Genomic DNA, 12,790 nt, shown 5'->3' with positions numbered 1-12,790 from the left:
CAAAATTAGTGATTAACGCAGGTAAAATTGAATTTAGCTAAAAATATTAGAAATACAGCCTCCCGGGTATTGCAAAATGAGGCAAATGCTATTTTGAATTTGGTGGAATACCTAAACGGGGATTTTGAGGCATGTGTGGAAAAGATTTTATCTTCAAAAGGAAGGGTGGTAATCACCGGCGTTGGTAAAAGCGCGATAATTGCCAATAAAATCGTAGCAACTCTTAACTCTACCGGAACGCCTGCACTTTTTATGCACGCTGCAGATGCTATTCATGGGGATTTGGGAATGGTCCAGGAAAATGACATAGTCATTTGCATCTCCAAGTCTGGAAATACCCCGGAAATCAAAGTTTTAGTTCCTTTGTTAAAAAAGCTTGGTTCAGTCTTGGTAGCTATGGTTTCTAATACCAAATCTTATCTCGCTGAGCATGCTGATTATATTTTGAATGCCACTATTGGGGAAGAGGCCTGCCCGCATAATCTTGCCCCCACAACAAGCACAACGGTTCATTTGGCCTTGGGAGATGCTTTGGCGGTATGCCTTTTGGAAGCAAGGGGGTTTACCTCGGATGATTTTGCCAAATATCATCCCGGAGGTTCTCTAGGAAAGCAATTGTACCTGAAAGTTGGAGATGTTTTATCCAAAAGTTCTGTTCCAGTCGTCTTAGAAAATGCCAGCTTGGCTGAAGTAATTGTGGAGATCTCTGGAAAAAGACTGGGGGCTACGGCTGTGGAAAGTCAGAACGGGGAATTGTTGGGAATTATCACTGACGGTGATCTTAGAAGAATGCTTCAAAAAAGTTTGGACATTCAATCCGTTCAAGCCAAAGACATCATGACGGTAAATCCCAAAACCATTTCAGTAGATGAATTTGCCATTCGAGCGCTTAATCTGATGCGTAATCACAATATTACCCAGCTTGTAGCAACGAATGAGGATAAAATCGCAGGATTTGTCCATATTCATGACTTGATGAAAGAAGGAATTGTTTAATTAAGTATGCAGGATAAACCCTATATCGTAATCATGGCTGGGGGTATTGGTTCCCGTTTTTGGCCCTATAGCAGAAATAATAAACCCAAGCAGTTTTTAGATATTCTTGGAATGGGCAAAAGCCTGCTTCAAATCACCTATGACCGGTTTAGAGAAATAGCCGATCCTGAGCAGTTTGTAGTGGTGACTTTTGATATGTATTCAGATATTGTTCTTGAGCAGCTTCCCGAGTTAAAACCAGAACAGATATTGACCGAGCCACATCGGAAAAATACAGCTGCCTGCATCGCTTACGCAGCTTATAAAATTGCCTCTTTTGATCCAGATGCCACGCTTATAGTCACTCCTGCTGATCACCTGATTCTACATGAGGGTAAGTTTATCAATACGATCCAGAAAGCTTTGCTTGCAGCCCAAACAGATGGGAAATTGATCACCATGGGGATTAAACCTAACCGTCCTGAAACCGGATATGGATATATCCAATATCTGGAATCTGATAATCCGGATGAGGTACTCAAAGTCAAGACATTTACCGAAAAGCCGAATTCCAAATTGGCGAAGACATTTCTGGAAAGCGGGGACTTTGTCTGGAATTCAGGGATGTTTGTATGGAAAGTCAAAAGCCTGATTGATGCTTTTCATGAGCATATGCCAGACGTGGCGGAGGTTTTCGAGGAATCCAAAAATCATTTTGGAAAAGAAACCGAGAAAGAATATCTCAACCGCGCTTACATGCAGGTGAAAAATATTTCCATTGATTATGGAATCATGGAGAAATCAGATCAGGTTTACGTGATCCTGGGAGATTTTGGATGGTCCGATTTAGGCTCTTGGCACAGTGTCCATGAGCTCAAGCAAAAGGATGAGGAAAATAATGTGGTAGAGGCCAATGCTATCTTGTATGACACCAATAATTCCTTCATCAAGATGGATTCAGAAAAATTGGTTGTTGTCCAAGGATTGGAAAATTACCTGGTCAATGAATACGATAATGTGTTGCTGATTTGCAAACTCGATTCAGAGAAAAAGTTCAGGGAGTTTGTGGCGAATGCTAAGAAAAAAGGAGAGGATTTCGTTTGAAATCCTCTTTTTTTTTGATCCTTATTTCCGCTGCCGAATCACCTCATAAATCGCGACACCCGCAGAGACTGAAACGTTCAAGCTTTCTATTTTTCCAGCCATAGGGATTTTAATTTTTTGATCTGCGATTCCCATGATTTCCTGCGAAATTCCATCTTCTTCCGAGCCAAGCACCAATGCTACAGGAGCGGAAAAATCAGCTTCATACATCTGGTTTTCAGTTTTTTCGGTGACTGCAATGAGACTCAATCCCATTTTCTGCAGATCTCTACAGGCATAGAAGAGGTTTTTCACTCTGGCTACTGGTAAGAAATTCAAAGCTCCTGCAGAAGTTTTGACTGCATCGGAATTGATCTGTGCACTTCCTCTTTCCGGAATCACAATCGCGTCAACTCCGGCACATTCCGCCGTTCTGGCAATGGCCCCGAAATTCCTGACGTCGGTAATATGATCCAAAACGAGAATAAATGGAGCTTTTCCTATGGCGTAACAATTGTCAATGACATTGTCCAAAGAGGCATATTCTATGGCGGACATCTGGGCAATGACTCCCTGATGGTTTTTTCGGGTAATTCGGTTGAGCTTTGCGTCCGGCACCCGGACTACTGGGATATTGGAGCTTTTGCAGAGCTGAAGCAATTCTTTGATCAGGTCATTATTGAGTTCTTTTTGAACCAATACTTTATCAATCTCTTTGCTGGCATGGATGGCTTCCATGACTGCTCTTGTTCCAAAAATAAAATCTTTTTCGTGGGCTCCTTTGTCTATTAGAAAGCCGTCCTTCCGCTTCTCCATTGGGAAATATTTTTGAACCAAATCGGCTGATAAGCTCTAGATCGGTTCAGGGTGTAGAAATTAGGGGTCAAAATTGTCTTTGCCCGGACAAAAGTAAACTTAATTTTTGAGCTGGCATCCATTCCGGCATAAGACCACACCTCCCTGTCCTCGAAGAAATTGACTTCCTGAGGTGGTCCCATGACGATATACACCATCCCGCGGTCTGTTTTCCAGCCTTCTTTGAAGTCAGTAAAAAGTATGTTGGCAAATTCTACCATCCGAAAATAATTCCGAATCAGCTCCTTAGCCACTTCAGGGTTGCGGGTGATGCTGATCCAGTATTCATCAAGTGCTTTCTTTTTGTCCATCGCCATCAAAAGCGTCTCATGCTCCTTTCGGGTGGAAATGTAAGTCACCATCTGAATCATTTCATCCCAATCTTTTACTTTCGGAAAGGCCTCATGTGCAGATTTCAATAAAATTCCAGAAGCCGAACTAGTGTCAGATTGGAAAAAGTAATAGCCTTCCCGATCAAAGCTTTTTGGAATATTGGATAAAAAATCCCCCTCATTGACCACTTCCAATTCTTTTGGAACATCGGCAGGCCTGGTTTCCATTGGAGGATATGGAACGTCAAATTTCCTTGGGTAGTAAAAACTCTGAATACTAGGTCCGCCAGAAGACTTGAACAAAAGTGATTCTGACTGATTAATATAATTCTGATCAAAAGGAACTGCGTTGGCGAAATAGGCTCCAAAGTTTGGCAGTTCGTCTACAAAGCGGCTTTTTAAGTCTGCATGATAAACATACTCATCTCCCTGTCGGGTATCTAGGACAGAAAGGAAGGCAATGGCGGTATTTTGGCTCGGATCAAGGTCTATTGACTTTTCAAAAAACCAATGTCTTTCCGTATCCGCTTTTAGATCTGATGAAGTCAACAAAACTGTTGCCTCAGGGGTAATCTCCTCTTCATAAGAATTCAATACAGCATAAGAAAAACTGTAATCATTGAATTGAGGGTTTTCTTCGATTTTTTCAATTACAAACTGGAGTTTGAACCGATTTTCTGCTTCCTGAACTGGGATTATTTTCAATCCCAACCTGGAATAAAGCGAATAGCGAAGTGCTTGATCTGTCTGACTTAATGTTTTTTGGGCAAAAGAAGATTGGGTACAAAATGAAAAAAAGCTTAGAAAGAGAGCAATAAGCGTGAATTTTTGATTCATTGGGTTGGGATTCAGGTTTTAAAAATTAGCCTTACTTTTGCCAAAATACTAAAATTTCAAATGGCTACCTATACTACGGAAATCGCTTCGGACAAGTTAGTAAGTGACAATCCCATCCATCAGCGATTACTCAAAGCCTACATTGCTGCCAAGCCTTGGATTTCTGGAAAATTACTGGAAGTGGGCTGTGGAGAAGGAAGAGGAGTAGAAGAACTTTTGCCGCTTGCTGAGAGCTACCTTGGTCTGGATAAGATCGGCGAGGTGATAGAAATGCTCCAGAAGAAATTCCCCGGAGTAGATTTTCAACAAGCTGTCATTCCTCCTTTTCAGGGATTTGAGGATAATTCATATGATACCATTGTCAGTTTTCAAGTCATCGAGCATATCCAAAATGACAAGCTTTTTCTTCAAGAATTCTATCGAATGCTGAAGCCAGGTGGAAAGGCAATCATTTCTACCCCTAATAATACCCATACACTTTCCAGAAACCCCTGGCACATCAGAGAATATGTTCCTCAGGAACTGATTGATCTTGCTTCCGGGATTTTTGATAAAGTTGAAGCAAAAGGAATCGGAGGTAATGAAAAAGTCTGGACCTACCATGAGGCCAACCGTAAATCGGTACAAAAGATCATGCGCTTCGATATTTTTGATTTGCAGCACAAGTTGCCTGCTTCGATTTTGAGAATGCCTTATGAAATCCTTAATCGCCTCAACAGAAACAAGCTTCATAAACAACAGGGGAATTCTGTAGTGGAAATCACACACGAAGACTTCCCTTTGGTAGAGAACCCGGCAGAGGGCTTGGATTTATTTTATATTCTTTGGAAAAAATAAAATCTTGAGCTCCTATAATTTCTCCTAAAATTTTCAGGCTGAGATATTCTAGAGTACATCCTCAGTCGAATTCGCCTAAAATCTCACCATTGCTTTTCTTTGGCTTCAGCCTAAAAGTTCAAGCGTCTAAAAACAAAAAAAGAGTCAGGATATCCTGACTCTTTTTGGTTTAATCGTTTCTCTTTAAAATACTCGGAGATCTACTGTCTTGCCCAATCAAGGATTCTAATCTCTGGTTTAAAGCTTCAGATTCTTCCTCATAACCTCGCTCGGCCAGGAGTGGGATGAAGTATTTTACCATTTCGATAGAAATCATCATATCCCGATCGATTGGTCTATTTTCTTTATTGTAGAATTCAATCATATCCAAGGACCGCTTAGAGATCTTGTCAATGATGTCCAGGGCTTTTTCATCTTCCCCAACTTCGAAGAATAGCGGAACTGACTGTCCACTGCTCAGGTCATAAGGAACTGCCTCATGTGGGATTTTTTCCAGACCAAAATTCAAGAGATTAGCTGCTTCTTCCATTTTATTTTCATCCAATAGTGCCATCACGATGGTGTTCAGGGCACTTCTGTGGTTGGAAGTAAAGCGACGGTATTCTTCATCCAGATAAGCATTTGGATCGTCCATGCCTCTGAAGGCAAACTTCTCCATGTAGTTTTTGTAAGCTAGATCTGTATTGACCAATTCCTCTCTGACATAGTCTGGCTTCCTGATGGGAAGTAGTCTGTAGGTCATTCCCTCCATCACCACATGATCTTGGATGTTGATTCCAATGGTAGAAAGTGAGGTATTGTTGAAATAAATAGGCCTTTCCCAATTGTTACTCACGATCAAGTCAATTAGCATCAGATTACCTTTGGTTAGGTAGTTGCCCTTTACTTGAAGATTGATTTGAGGAGCAAAGAGGTCTTTGAATTGATGCGGCACAATTTCATCATTCCTTACGAATGCGCTATCCACCTCCAAGATCAAATTTCTGGAAGGGACCATATTCACCACACTCTTTCCTCCGGTTTGCATTTTCAGGAGGTCCGAGCCTGTGTTCAATAGTCTTAAGTATTCTTTGGCAGAAATGGCATTGAGATTTTCTCTCTCCATGACATAGAGCACGTCATTGGTGCCTTTCTGATACCGTTCTTGTTGAAGTGAAAACGGCAAAGGTGCACTTAGATCGGCTTGCTTAGTCATTTGCTCGACATACCATTCCGTATCAAAGTAACTCAGTACGATCACTCTCACATCGGTACGGAAGCCTTCTACCTCTTGAACATACCAGAGTGGGAAAGTATCATTATCACCTCCAGTAAAGAGAATGGCATTTGGGGCGCAGGATGCTAGGAAGTTCCTTGCCGAATCCACAGAGAAATATCTACCACTGCGGTTGTGATCGTTCCAGTTTTCAGCACCCATGATTCCTGCTACAGGCAAAGTCAGCAAAGTGGCAATGATTCCTGCAGTCCCGAGATTCTTGGTTGCTTTGGCAATGCCATGAGCAATGGCAAGAGTTCCCAAACCTGCCCAAATGGCAAAAGCATAGAAGCTACCTACGTAAATGTAATCCCGCTCTCGAGGTTCCACAGGTGGAGAGTTGAGATACAAGACCAGCACGACGCCCATCATTAAGAAGAGCATCAGGTTGACATAGAAATATTTAGGATCCTTTTTAGCTTGGAAAAACAAACCGATCAATCCCAAAAAGAGCGGCAACATAAAGTAATTGTTGTGCCCCTTGTTTTCGGTAATGTATTCTGGGTATTTATCACTCAGAGAATCCAAGATGCTCATCCAGGGTGCATCCATGAAGTCACTTTCCCGACCAGAAAAGTTCCACATAAAGTATCTCCAATACATATGCCCCAGCTGATGGGAAAGCATGAAGTAAATATTGTCCCCGAAGGTTGGATCCTGGCCTTCTCTCAAACCAAGTTTTTGACGGTAAATCCGCTTGTGGTTTTCCTGAGTGGAGTAGATCCTTGGTAATATAGTCGTCTTTGAAGGATCGTAAGTGTTTTTCAGTTGGTAGTCGACAATCTCATACTTGTCTTTACCCTTCATGTACACTGGAGCACCTTCCTCCTGATCTACTAATTGTGCGGTAAAGTATTGCCCATGGAGCAATGGTCTGTACCCATATTGCTCGCGCTTCAGGTAGAAAACATAGCTAATGATGTCTTTCGGAGCGTTTTCATTGATTATCGGGTCTTGATTGGACCGGATAATGATCAAGGCATAGCTGGTATACCCGATCAGGATAAAAGTCAGGGAAAGTAAAATGGTGTTCAAAAGAACTTTTTCTTTCTTAAGAGAATACCGAATTCCAAAAATCAAGGCTCCCAAGAATAGGATCATAAAGATTACGATTCCTGATCCGAATGGAAGTCCGAGGCTATTCACGAAGAAAATTTCCATGGATCCCGCCACACTGGGAAGTCCTGGAATAATGAGGTTGTTAATGATGATCAAGGCTACTCCACCTAAAAACATGGCGTAGATAGCTCCTTTGAAGCTCGGATTTGGATACTTTTTGAAGTAGTATATCAGTGCCAAAGCCGGTAGAGTTACCAAGTTGAGCAAGTGGACCCCGATGGAAAGACCAACCAGATAGGCGATGAAAATCATCCATTTGTTTTCCTCTTTCGGGTCTTTAATCACATCCCATTTCAAGAATGCCCAGATCACAATTGCCGTGAAAAAGGACGACATCGCATACACTTCTGCTTCTACTGCCGAAAACCAAAAGCTGTCTGAGAAAGTGTAAATCAAGGAGCCGACGATCCCAGCACCCATCAGAGCGATGGTTTGACCTTTGGATTCATAGCCTTCAGGAATCGCGAATAATCTTTTTCCTACCAGGGTAATCGACCAAAACAGGAATAGAATCGTGAACCCTGAGAAAAGAGCACTTCCTACATTCATCCAATAGGCTACCTGCAATCCATCTCCGAAGGCAAAAAAGCCAAACATCCGGTACACCAAGAGGAAAAAAGGTGCTCCTGGAGGGTGCGGTACCTGAAGCTTGTATGAAACAGCGATAAATTCTCCTGGATCCCAAAAGCTGGCGGTCTGTTCTACGGTGAGAATATAGACTAGGGTAGCTACTGCAAAAATGACCCAGCCAGTGAGGTTGTTGATTTGCTTATAATTGGGCATTCAATCGGTAAATTTAGAGGGACGAAAATATAAAAATTTATCCCAAGTGCGGGGTTTTTAGCACTTTTTAAACATCACTTAGGTTTACCCAATTGCAGATGTGACAAATATTACTGTTTATCCGGACAGGCCGTTGCTAAATTTGTATCATTCAAACGAATTGAACCATGAGCACACAACCAAAAACATTTCAAGAATTGATTGATGGGGAAACTCCGGTATTGGTGGATTTTTTTGCAGTTTGGTGCGGTCCCTGCAAAATGATGCAGCCTATTCTGGAAGACACTTCCAAACAACTTGGAGATAAAGTGAAAATCATTAAAGTGGATGTAGATCGTAATCCTCTTGCAGCGAGTAAATTTCAGGTGAGGGGAGTGCCGACTTTGATTCTTTTCCAAAAAGGAAAAATCGTCTGGAGACAATCTGGAGTCGTACCCGCACATCAATTGGTACAGGTAATCAACTCAAATTTGATGGCAAATGCCTGATCTCGATGTGACAAAAGTCATTTAGAGATTTAGGCTTTCAAAATAGTTTTGTGACAATAATTAATAGAAAATAAAAAAACACAGTTATATGAAAATAGAGCAAATCTATACCGGATGTTTGGCCCAAGGTGCTTACTACATCGAGTCAGCTGGTGAAGCAGCAGTCATTGACCCATTGAGAGAGGTTCAGCCGTACATCGAAAAAGCAGAACGAAGAAACGCAAAAATCAAATACGTATTTGAGACTCACTTCCATGCAGACTTCGTTTCAGGCCATAAGGATTTGGCCGCCAAAACCGGAGCGAAAATCGTTTATGGACCTACCGGAATGAAAATGGGCTTTGATGCCATCATTGCTGAGGATAATCAGGAATTTAAAGTTGGAGATGCCACTATCCGGGTACTTCATACCCCAGGGCATACTATGGAATCGGTTTGCTACCTATTGATCAATGAGGAAGGTACGGAAGAGGCGATTTTCACTGGTGACACCTTGTTTATCGGAGATGTAGGACGACCTGACTTAGCTCAAAAAGTGGTTAAAGATTTGACCCAAGAAAAATTGGCTGGTCATCTTTATGACTCATTGAGAAATAAGTTGATGCCATTGTCGGATGATTTGATTGTTTATCCAGCTCACGGTGCGGGTTCTGCCTGCGGTAAGAATATGAGTAAGGAAACTTCAGACACCTTGGGAAATCAAAAGAAGACCAACTATGCGCTTCAACCGATGACCAAAGAGGAGTTTGTGAAGGAAGTTTTGACGGGCTTGACACCTCCTCCGGCCTATTTCCCACAAAATGTCATGATGAATATTGAAGGATATGACAGTATTGATGAGGTATTGGAAAGAGGAGTGAGACCACTGACTCCGGAAGAATTTGAAGCCGCTGCCAATGAGACTGGCGCTTTGATTTTGGATACCAGAGATGCCCAATCCTTTGCCAAAGGATTCATTCCAAATTCCATCAATATCGGCATCGACGGAAGTTTCGCAGTATGGGTGGGAGCAATGATTCCTGACCTGAAGCAGGAAATTTTGATCGTAGCGGAAGAAGGTAGAGAGGAGGAAGTGATCACGCGATTGGCACGTGTGGGATATGATTATTCCATTGGGTTCCTCAAGGGAGGGTTTGATGCTTGGAAAAATTCAGGGAACGAAGTGGATTCTATTACCTCTATTACTGTTGAAGAATTGGCTAAAATTCAGGAAGGTGATCCATCTATCCATATTCTGGATGTGAGAAAGAATTCTGAATTCCTTTCTGAGCACGTTGTCGATGCAGAAAATGCTCCTTTGGACTATATCAATGACAGCATGCTGAAAGTGGACAAAGACAAAACCTATTACGTGCACTGTGCAGGAGGATATAGATCTATGGTTTTCAACTCCATCCTGAGAGCAAGAGGATATGATAATCTTGTCGATGTAGCCGGTGGTTTTAAGGCAATCAAGGAATCTGGAAAGTTCAAAGTTTCTGATTACGTTTGTCCTACCACATTGCTTTAATTTCCCCAAAAGACGAAAAGTCGCTTTCTAAATGGCAGGTCAATTGACCTGCCATTTTTAGTTTAAGCTTGGCCGATGTGATCAAAGTCACCAGACTATAGAACAAACATGAAGAACTTTGTACGCTTACCGATAAGGTATGTGTTGGGGGCTTTATTGGCTTTGTGGGGGATAAATAGTGCTCAGGCACAACACCACGAGTTGACTTCTTCTGACACTAGCTCGAGCAAAAAGATGTTCGGAACTATCTTGAATTCTGGAAAATTTGAATTTCATCTTCGATCCTATTTCATGATGACCGAAAACGAACCCGGTCTCCTGGACTACTCCACATGGGGGACAGGGGCAGGATTGGGTTATTTTAGTCCTCGATGGAAAGGGATCGGAATTGGATTCAGCGGATTCTTCGTTTTCAGGCATTTTGAGAATAACATCACTCTCAAAGATCCTGTGACCGGGCTTTCCAATCGATATGAGTTGACCTTGTATGATGTTCATCATCCTGAAAACTCCCGAGATATGGACCGTCTGGAGGAGTTTTTCATTTCTTATGAACATGAGAAATTCTCTGCAGAATTTGGAAGGCAACATTTCGAAAGTCCCTTGTTGAATGCCTCAGACAATCGGTTAAGGCCTAATTTGTTCAGCGGGATTTCTGCTCGATTTCATCCTGAAAAATGGACAATCACGGGCTCTTGGTTCACTCACTTGATATCAAGAGGCTCTTTGGAATGGGTTCCAGTCGAGGAGTCGGTTGGGTTTTATTCTACAGGGAGAAATCCATCAGGATCTACTGAAACCTACACCCATCATCTGAATTCAAAAGGAATCGGGGTATTTGGAGTAGAATACAAAGAGTCAGATTTCAGTCTGAAATTATGGTCCTATCTGGCAGAAGGAATTTTAGCTACCAGCTTTGTTGAAGGGGTTAAAATGATTGCATTGAAAAATGAAACCAAAGCCATTCTAGGAATTCAGGGCTTTTACCAAACTGCACTCGGAGATGGTGGAAACCCCGATCCAGAAAAGGCCTACACCCTTCCTGGGGAAAAAACCTTTGGGATTGGTCTTAGGTCTGGAATTCTTTGGGGAAGTAATCAGTTTACGTTGAACTACCTCGGGATATCTGATCAGGGAAGGTTTCTATTTCCAAGAGAATGGGGGAGAGAGCAATTCTTTGTCAGTATGCAAAGAGAAAGGTATGAAGGCTTGGGAGGAGTCCATGGAGTCAATTTAATGTATGAAAAGACGGTCCATGAGCATCTCAAACTAGCCTTAGGAGCTGGGCATGTTTATACTCCTGATTTGGAAAATACGGTGTTGAATAAATATGGATTACCCGATTATTTTCACTTTACAGGATTGATTGATTATAGGTTTGGAGGGTTTTTCAAAGGATTGGATCTTCAATTTTTGCTGGCTTACAAGGGTGAAAATACAGGTCCCGAAGTGCCTAAAGAATATGTGATCAATCGGGTGAATATGGCTAACTTAAATTTAATTTTAGATTACAGATTTTAAACAAAAGCAATACAATTTATAAATGGAACAACTTATCGAATGGATTAAACAGCCTTGGCCTTGGTATGTCGCAGGGCCAATGATCGGACTGACTGTCCCGGCACTCTTGATTTTAGGAAACAAGACTTTCGGGATTTCTTCTTCCCTAAGACACATCTGTGCTGCTTGCGTGCCGGCAGGTATACCGTTTTTCTCCTATAACTGGAGAAAAGAGATCTGGAATCTTCTGTTTGTTCTGGGAGTAGGTATTGGGGGCTTTATCGCCACTTTTTTCCTTGCAAATCCGGATACCATTGTGATCTCTGAAGCCACTCAAGCCGATTTGGCAAGTTTGGGAATCACAGATTTTACTCATTTGCTGCCTTCAGATATTTTTACCTGGGAGGCAGTATTTACGGCAAAAGGTCTGCTGTTCTTTGTTTTGGGAGGATTCATGGTTGGATTTGGAACCCGATACGCGGGAGGTTGTACTTCAGGACATGCAATTATGGGCATCAGTTCTCTGCAATGGCCTTCTTTAGTGGCGACCATCTTCTTTATGGTGGGTGGTTTTCTGATGACACACGTGTTGATGGAGCCTTTAATGAAACTGGTAGGATTCTAAAAGATTGAAAAAATGACACAGGTAAAAGATAAAAAAGAACAAATTCAGGATCCTCATTGCGTTGCCCCCAATTTGAGGGAAGATCATGACAAGGGACTGGAGTTATTGAAATATTTAGTCCTGGGAGTAATTTTCGGGATAGTTTTCGTGAAGGCAGAGATTATTTCCTGGTTTAGGATTCAGGAAATGTTCAGACTACAATCCTTCCATATGTACGGGGTGATCGGTTCGGCAGTGGTGACTGGAATTATCTCCATTCAGCTAATCAAGAGACTTAATATCCGAACCATTCACGGAGAGGAAATCATTATTCCTGATAAAGTCTTCAGAAAAGGACAGATCATTGGTGGCTTTATATTTGGCTTGGGATGGGCAATCACCGGAGCATGTCCGGGACCATTATTCGCTCAGATTGGTAGCGGCTACACCGTTGTTTTGGTAACCTTGATCTCTGCCTTGGCGGGGACTTGGGTTTATGGGAGATTCTCCGATAAACTCCCTAACTAGATTTGAACGATCAAAAAATTGAAGCCGCATTCTCCCGAATGTGGCTTTTTTTAATTGAATACCTTCTTGATGATAAATCTTATT

The 12,790-nt window shown here is 42.0% G+C and carries 11 protein-coding genes; 8 read left to right on the top strand and 3 right to left on the bottom strand.

Going from position 1 to position 12,790, the window contains the following annotated elements; genetic code table 11:
- Positions 1–27: 27 nt before the first annotated feature.
- Together G458_RS0101290 and G458_RS0101285 are read left to right on the top strand one after the other, a co-directional pair.
- The gene (locus G458_RS0101290) at positions 28–996 is read left to right on the top strand and encodes a KpsF/GutQ family sugar-phosphate isomerase (protein ID WP_026950297.1); all 969 of its coding nucleotides are present in this window, start codon (positions 28–30) and stop codon (positions 994–996) included.
- A 6-nt stretch (positions 997–1,002) separates the two neighbouring features.
- Positions 1,003–2,079, top strand: a complete 1,077-nt coding sequence (locus tag G458_RS0101285) for a mannose-1-phosphate guanylyltransferase (RefSeq protein ID WP_026950296.1) — start codon at positions 1,003–1,005, stop codon at positions 2,077–2,079.
- Between the two features lie 21 nt (positions 2,080–2,100).
- Here the strand turns inward: G458_RS0101285 and rlmB are convergent, their stop codons facing one another.
- A complete protein-coding gene (gene rlmB / locus G458_RS0101280) occupies positions 2,101–2,874 on the bottom strand; it encodes a 23S rRNA (guanosine(2251)-2'-O)-methyltransferase RlmB (RefSeq protein ID WP_026950295.1) in 774 nt (257 codons plus the stop codon).
- Positions 2,847–4,082 (bottom strand): GWxTD domain-containing protein, encoded by a 1,236-nt coding sequence (locus tag G458_RS0101275; RefSeq protein WP_026950294.1) that lies wholly within the window; start codon positions 4,080–4,082, stop codon positions 2,847–2,849. Before G458_RS0101275 ends, rlmB begins: the two co-directional genes overlap by 28 nt.
- A 60-nt stretch (positions 4,083–4,142) precedes the next feature.
- Here G458_RS0101275 and G458_RS0101270 point away from each other — a divergent pair, with 60 nt between their 5' ends.
- A complete protein-coding gene (locus tag G458_RS0101270) occupies positions 4,143–4,919 on the top strand; it encodes a class I SAM-dependent methyltransferase (RefSeq protein ID WP_026950293.1) in 777 nt (258 codons plus the stop codon).
- Between the two features lie 169 nt (positions 4,920–5,088).
- Here the strand turns inward: G458_RS0101270 and G458_RS0101265 are convergent, their stop codons facing one another.
- On the bottom strand, positions 5,089–8,076 hold the full coding sequence (locus G458_RS0101265) for a glycosyltransferase family 117 protein (RefSeq protein ID WP_026950292.1): 2,988 nt from the start codon (positions 8,074–8,076) through the stop codon (positions 5,089–5,091).
- A 167-nt stretch (positions 8,077–8,243) separates the two neighbouring features.
- Between G458_RS0101265 and trxA the strand changes: the two genes are divergently transcribed.
- From trxA to G458_RS0101240, 5 genes are all read left to right on the top strand, one after another.
- The gene (gene trxA, locus G458_RS0101260; RefSeq protein ID WP_026950291.1) at positions 8,244–8,564 is read left to right on the top strand and encodes a thioredoxin; all 321 of its coding nucleotides are present in this window, start codon (positions 8,244–8,246) and stop codon (positions 8,562–8,564) included.
- 88 nt (positions 8,565–8,652) lie between these two features.
- Positions 8,653–10,074, top strand: a complete 1,422-nt coding sequence (locus G458_RS0101255; protein WP_026950290.1) for an MBL fold metallo-hydrolase — start codon at positions 8,653–8,655, stop codon at positions 10,072–10,074.
- Between the two features lie 108 nt (positions 10,075–10,182).
- Positions 10,183–11,595 carry a hypothetical protein gene (locus G458_RS0101250; RefSeq protein ID WP_157359649.1) on the top strand — a complete coding sequence of 471 codons (1,413 nt, stop codon included), beginning with the start codon at positions 10,183–10,185 and terminating at the stop codon, positions 11,593–11,595.
- A gap of 22 nt (positions 11,596–11,617) precedes the next feature.
- Positions 11,618–12,199 carry a YeeE/YedE family protein gene (locus G458_RS0101245; protein WP_026950288.1) on the top strand — a complete coding sequence of 194 codons (582 nt, stop codon included), beginning with the start codon at positions 11,618–11,620 and terminating at the stop codon, positions 12,197–12,199.
- Between the two features lie 12 nt (positions 12,200–12,211).
- The gene (locus G458_RS0101240) at positions 12,212–12,706 is read left to right on the top strand and encodes a DUF6691 family protein (RefSeq protein WP_026950287.1); all 495 of its coding nucleotides are present in this window, start codon (positions 12,212–12,214) and stop codon (positions 12,704–12,706) included.
- Positions 12,707–12,790 lie beyond the last annotated feature (84 nt).

Source organism: Algoriphagus mannitolivorans DSM 15301 (genome assembly GCF_000429425.1).
GTDB lineage: Bacteria > Bacteroidota > Bacteroidia > Cytophagales > Cyclobacteriaceae > Algoriphagus > Algoriphagus mannitolivorans.
Note: the sequence above shows the minus strand (reverse complement) of the source record. Positions and strands in the feature narration are given on the sequence as shown.

Bases quoted from the DNA above. Each gene is read 5' to 3' on its own strand.
- G458_RS0101285 (WP_026950296.1), top strand. From the start codon at position 1,003: ATGCAGGATAAACCCTATATCGTAATCATGGCTGGGGGTATTGGTTCC.
- rlmB (WP_026950295.1), bottom strand. From the start codon at position 2,874: ATGGAGAAGCGGAAGGACGGCTTTCTAATAGACAAAGGAGCCCACGAA.
- G458_RS0101275 (WP_026950294.1), bottom strand. From the start codon at position 4,082: ATGAATCAAAAATTCACGCTTATTGCTCTCTTTCTAAGCTTTTTTTCA.
- G458_RS0101270 (WP_026950293.1), top strand. From the start codon at position 4,143: ATGGCTACCTATACTACGGAAATCGCTTCGGACAAGTTAGTAAGTGAC.
- G458_RS0101265 (WP_026950292.1), bottom strand. From the start codon at position 8,076: ATGCCCAATTATAAGCAAATCAACAACCTCACTGGCTGGGTCATTTTT.
- trxA (WP_026950291.1), top strand. From the start codon at position 8,244: ATGAGCACACAACCAAAAACATTTCAAGAATTGATTGATGGGGAAACT.
- G458_RS0101255 (WP_026950290.1), top strand. From the start codon at position 8,653: ATGAAAATAGAGCAAATCTATACCGGATGTTTGGCCCAAGGTGCTTAC.
- G458_RS0101250 (WP_157359649.1), top strand. From the start codon at position 10,183: ATGAAGAACTTTGTACGCTTACCGATAAGGTATGTGTTGGGGGCTTTA.
- G458_RS0101245 (WP_026950288.1), top strand. From the start codon at position 11,618: ATGGAACAACTTATCGAATGGATTAAACAGCCTTGGCCTTGGTATGTC.
- G458_RS0101240 (WP_026950287.1), top strand. From the start codon at position 12,212: ATGACACAGGTAAAAGATAAAAAAGAACAAATTCAGGATCCTCATTGC.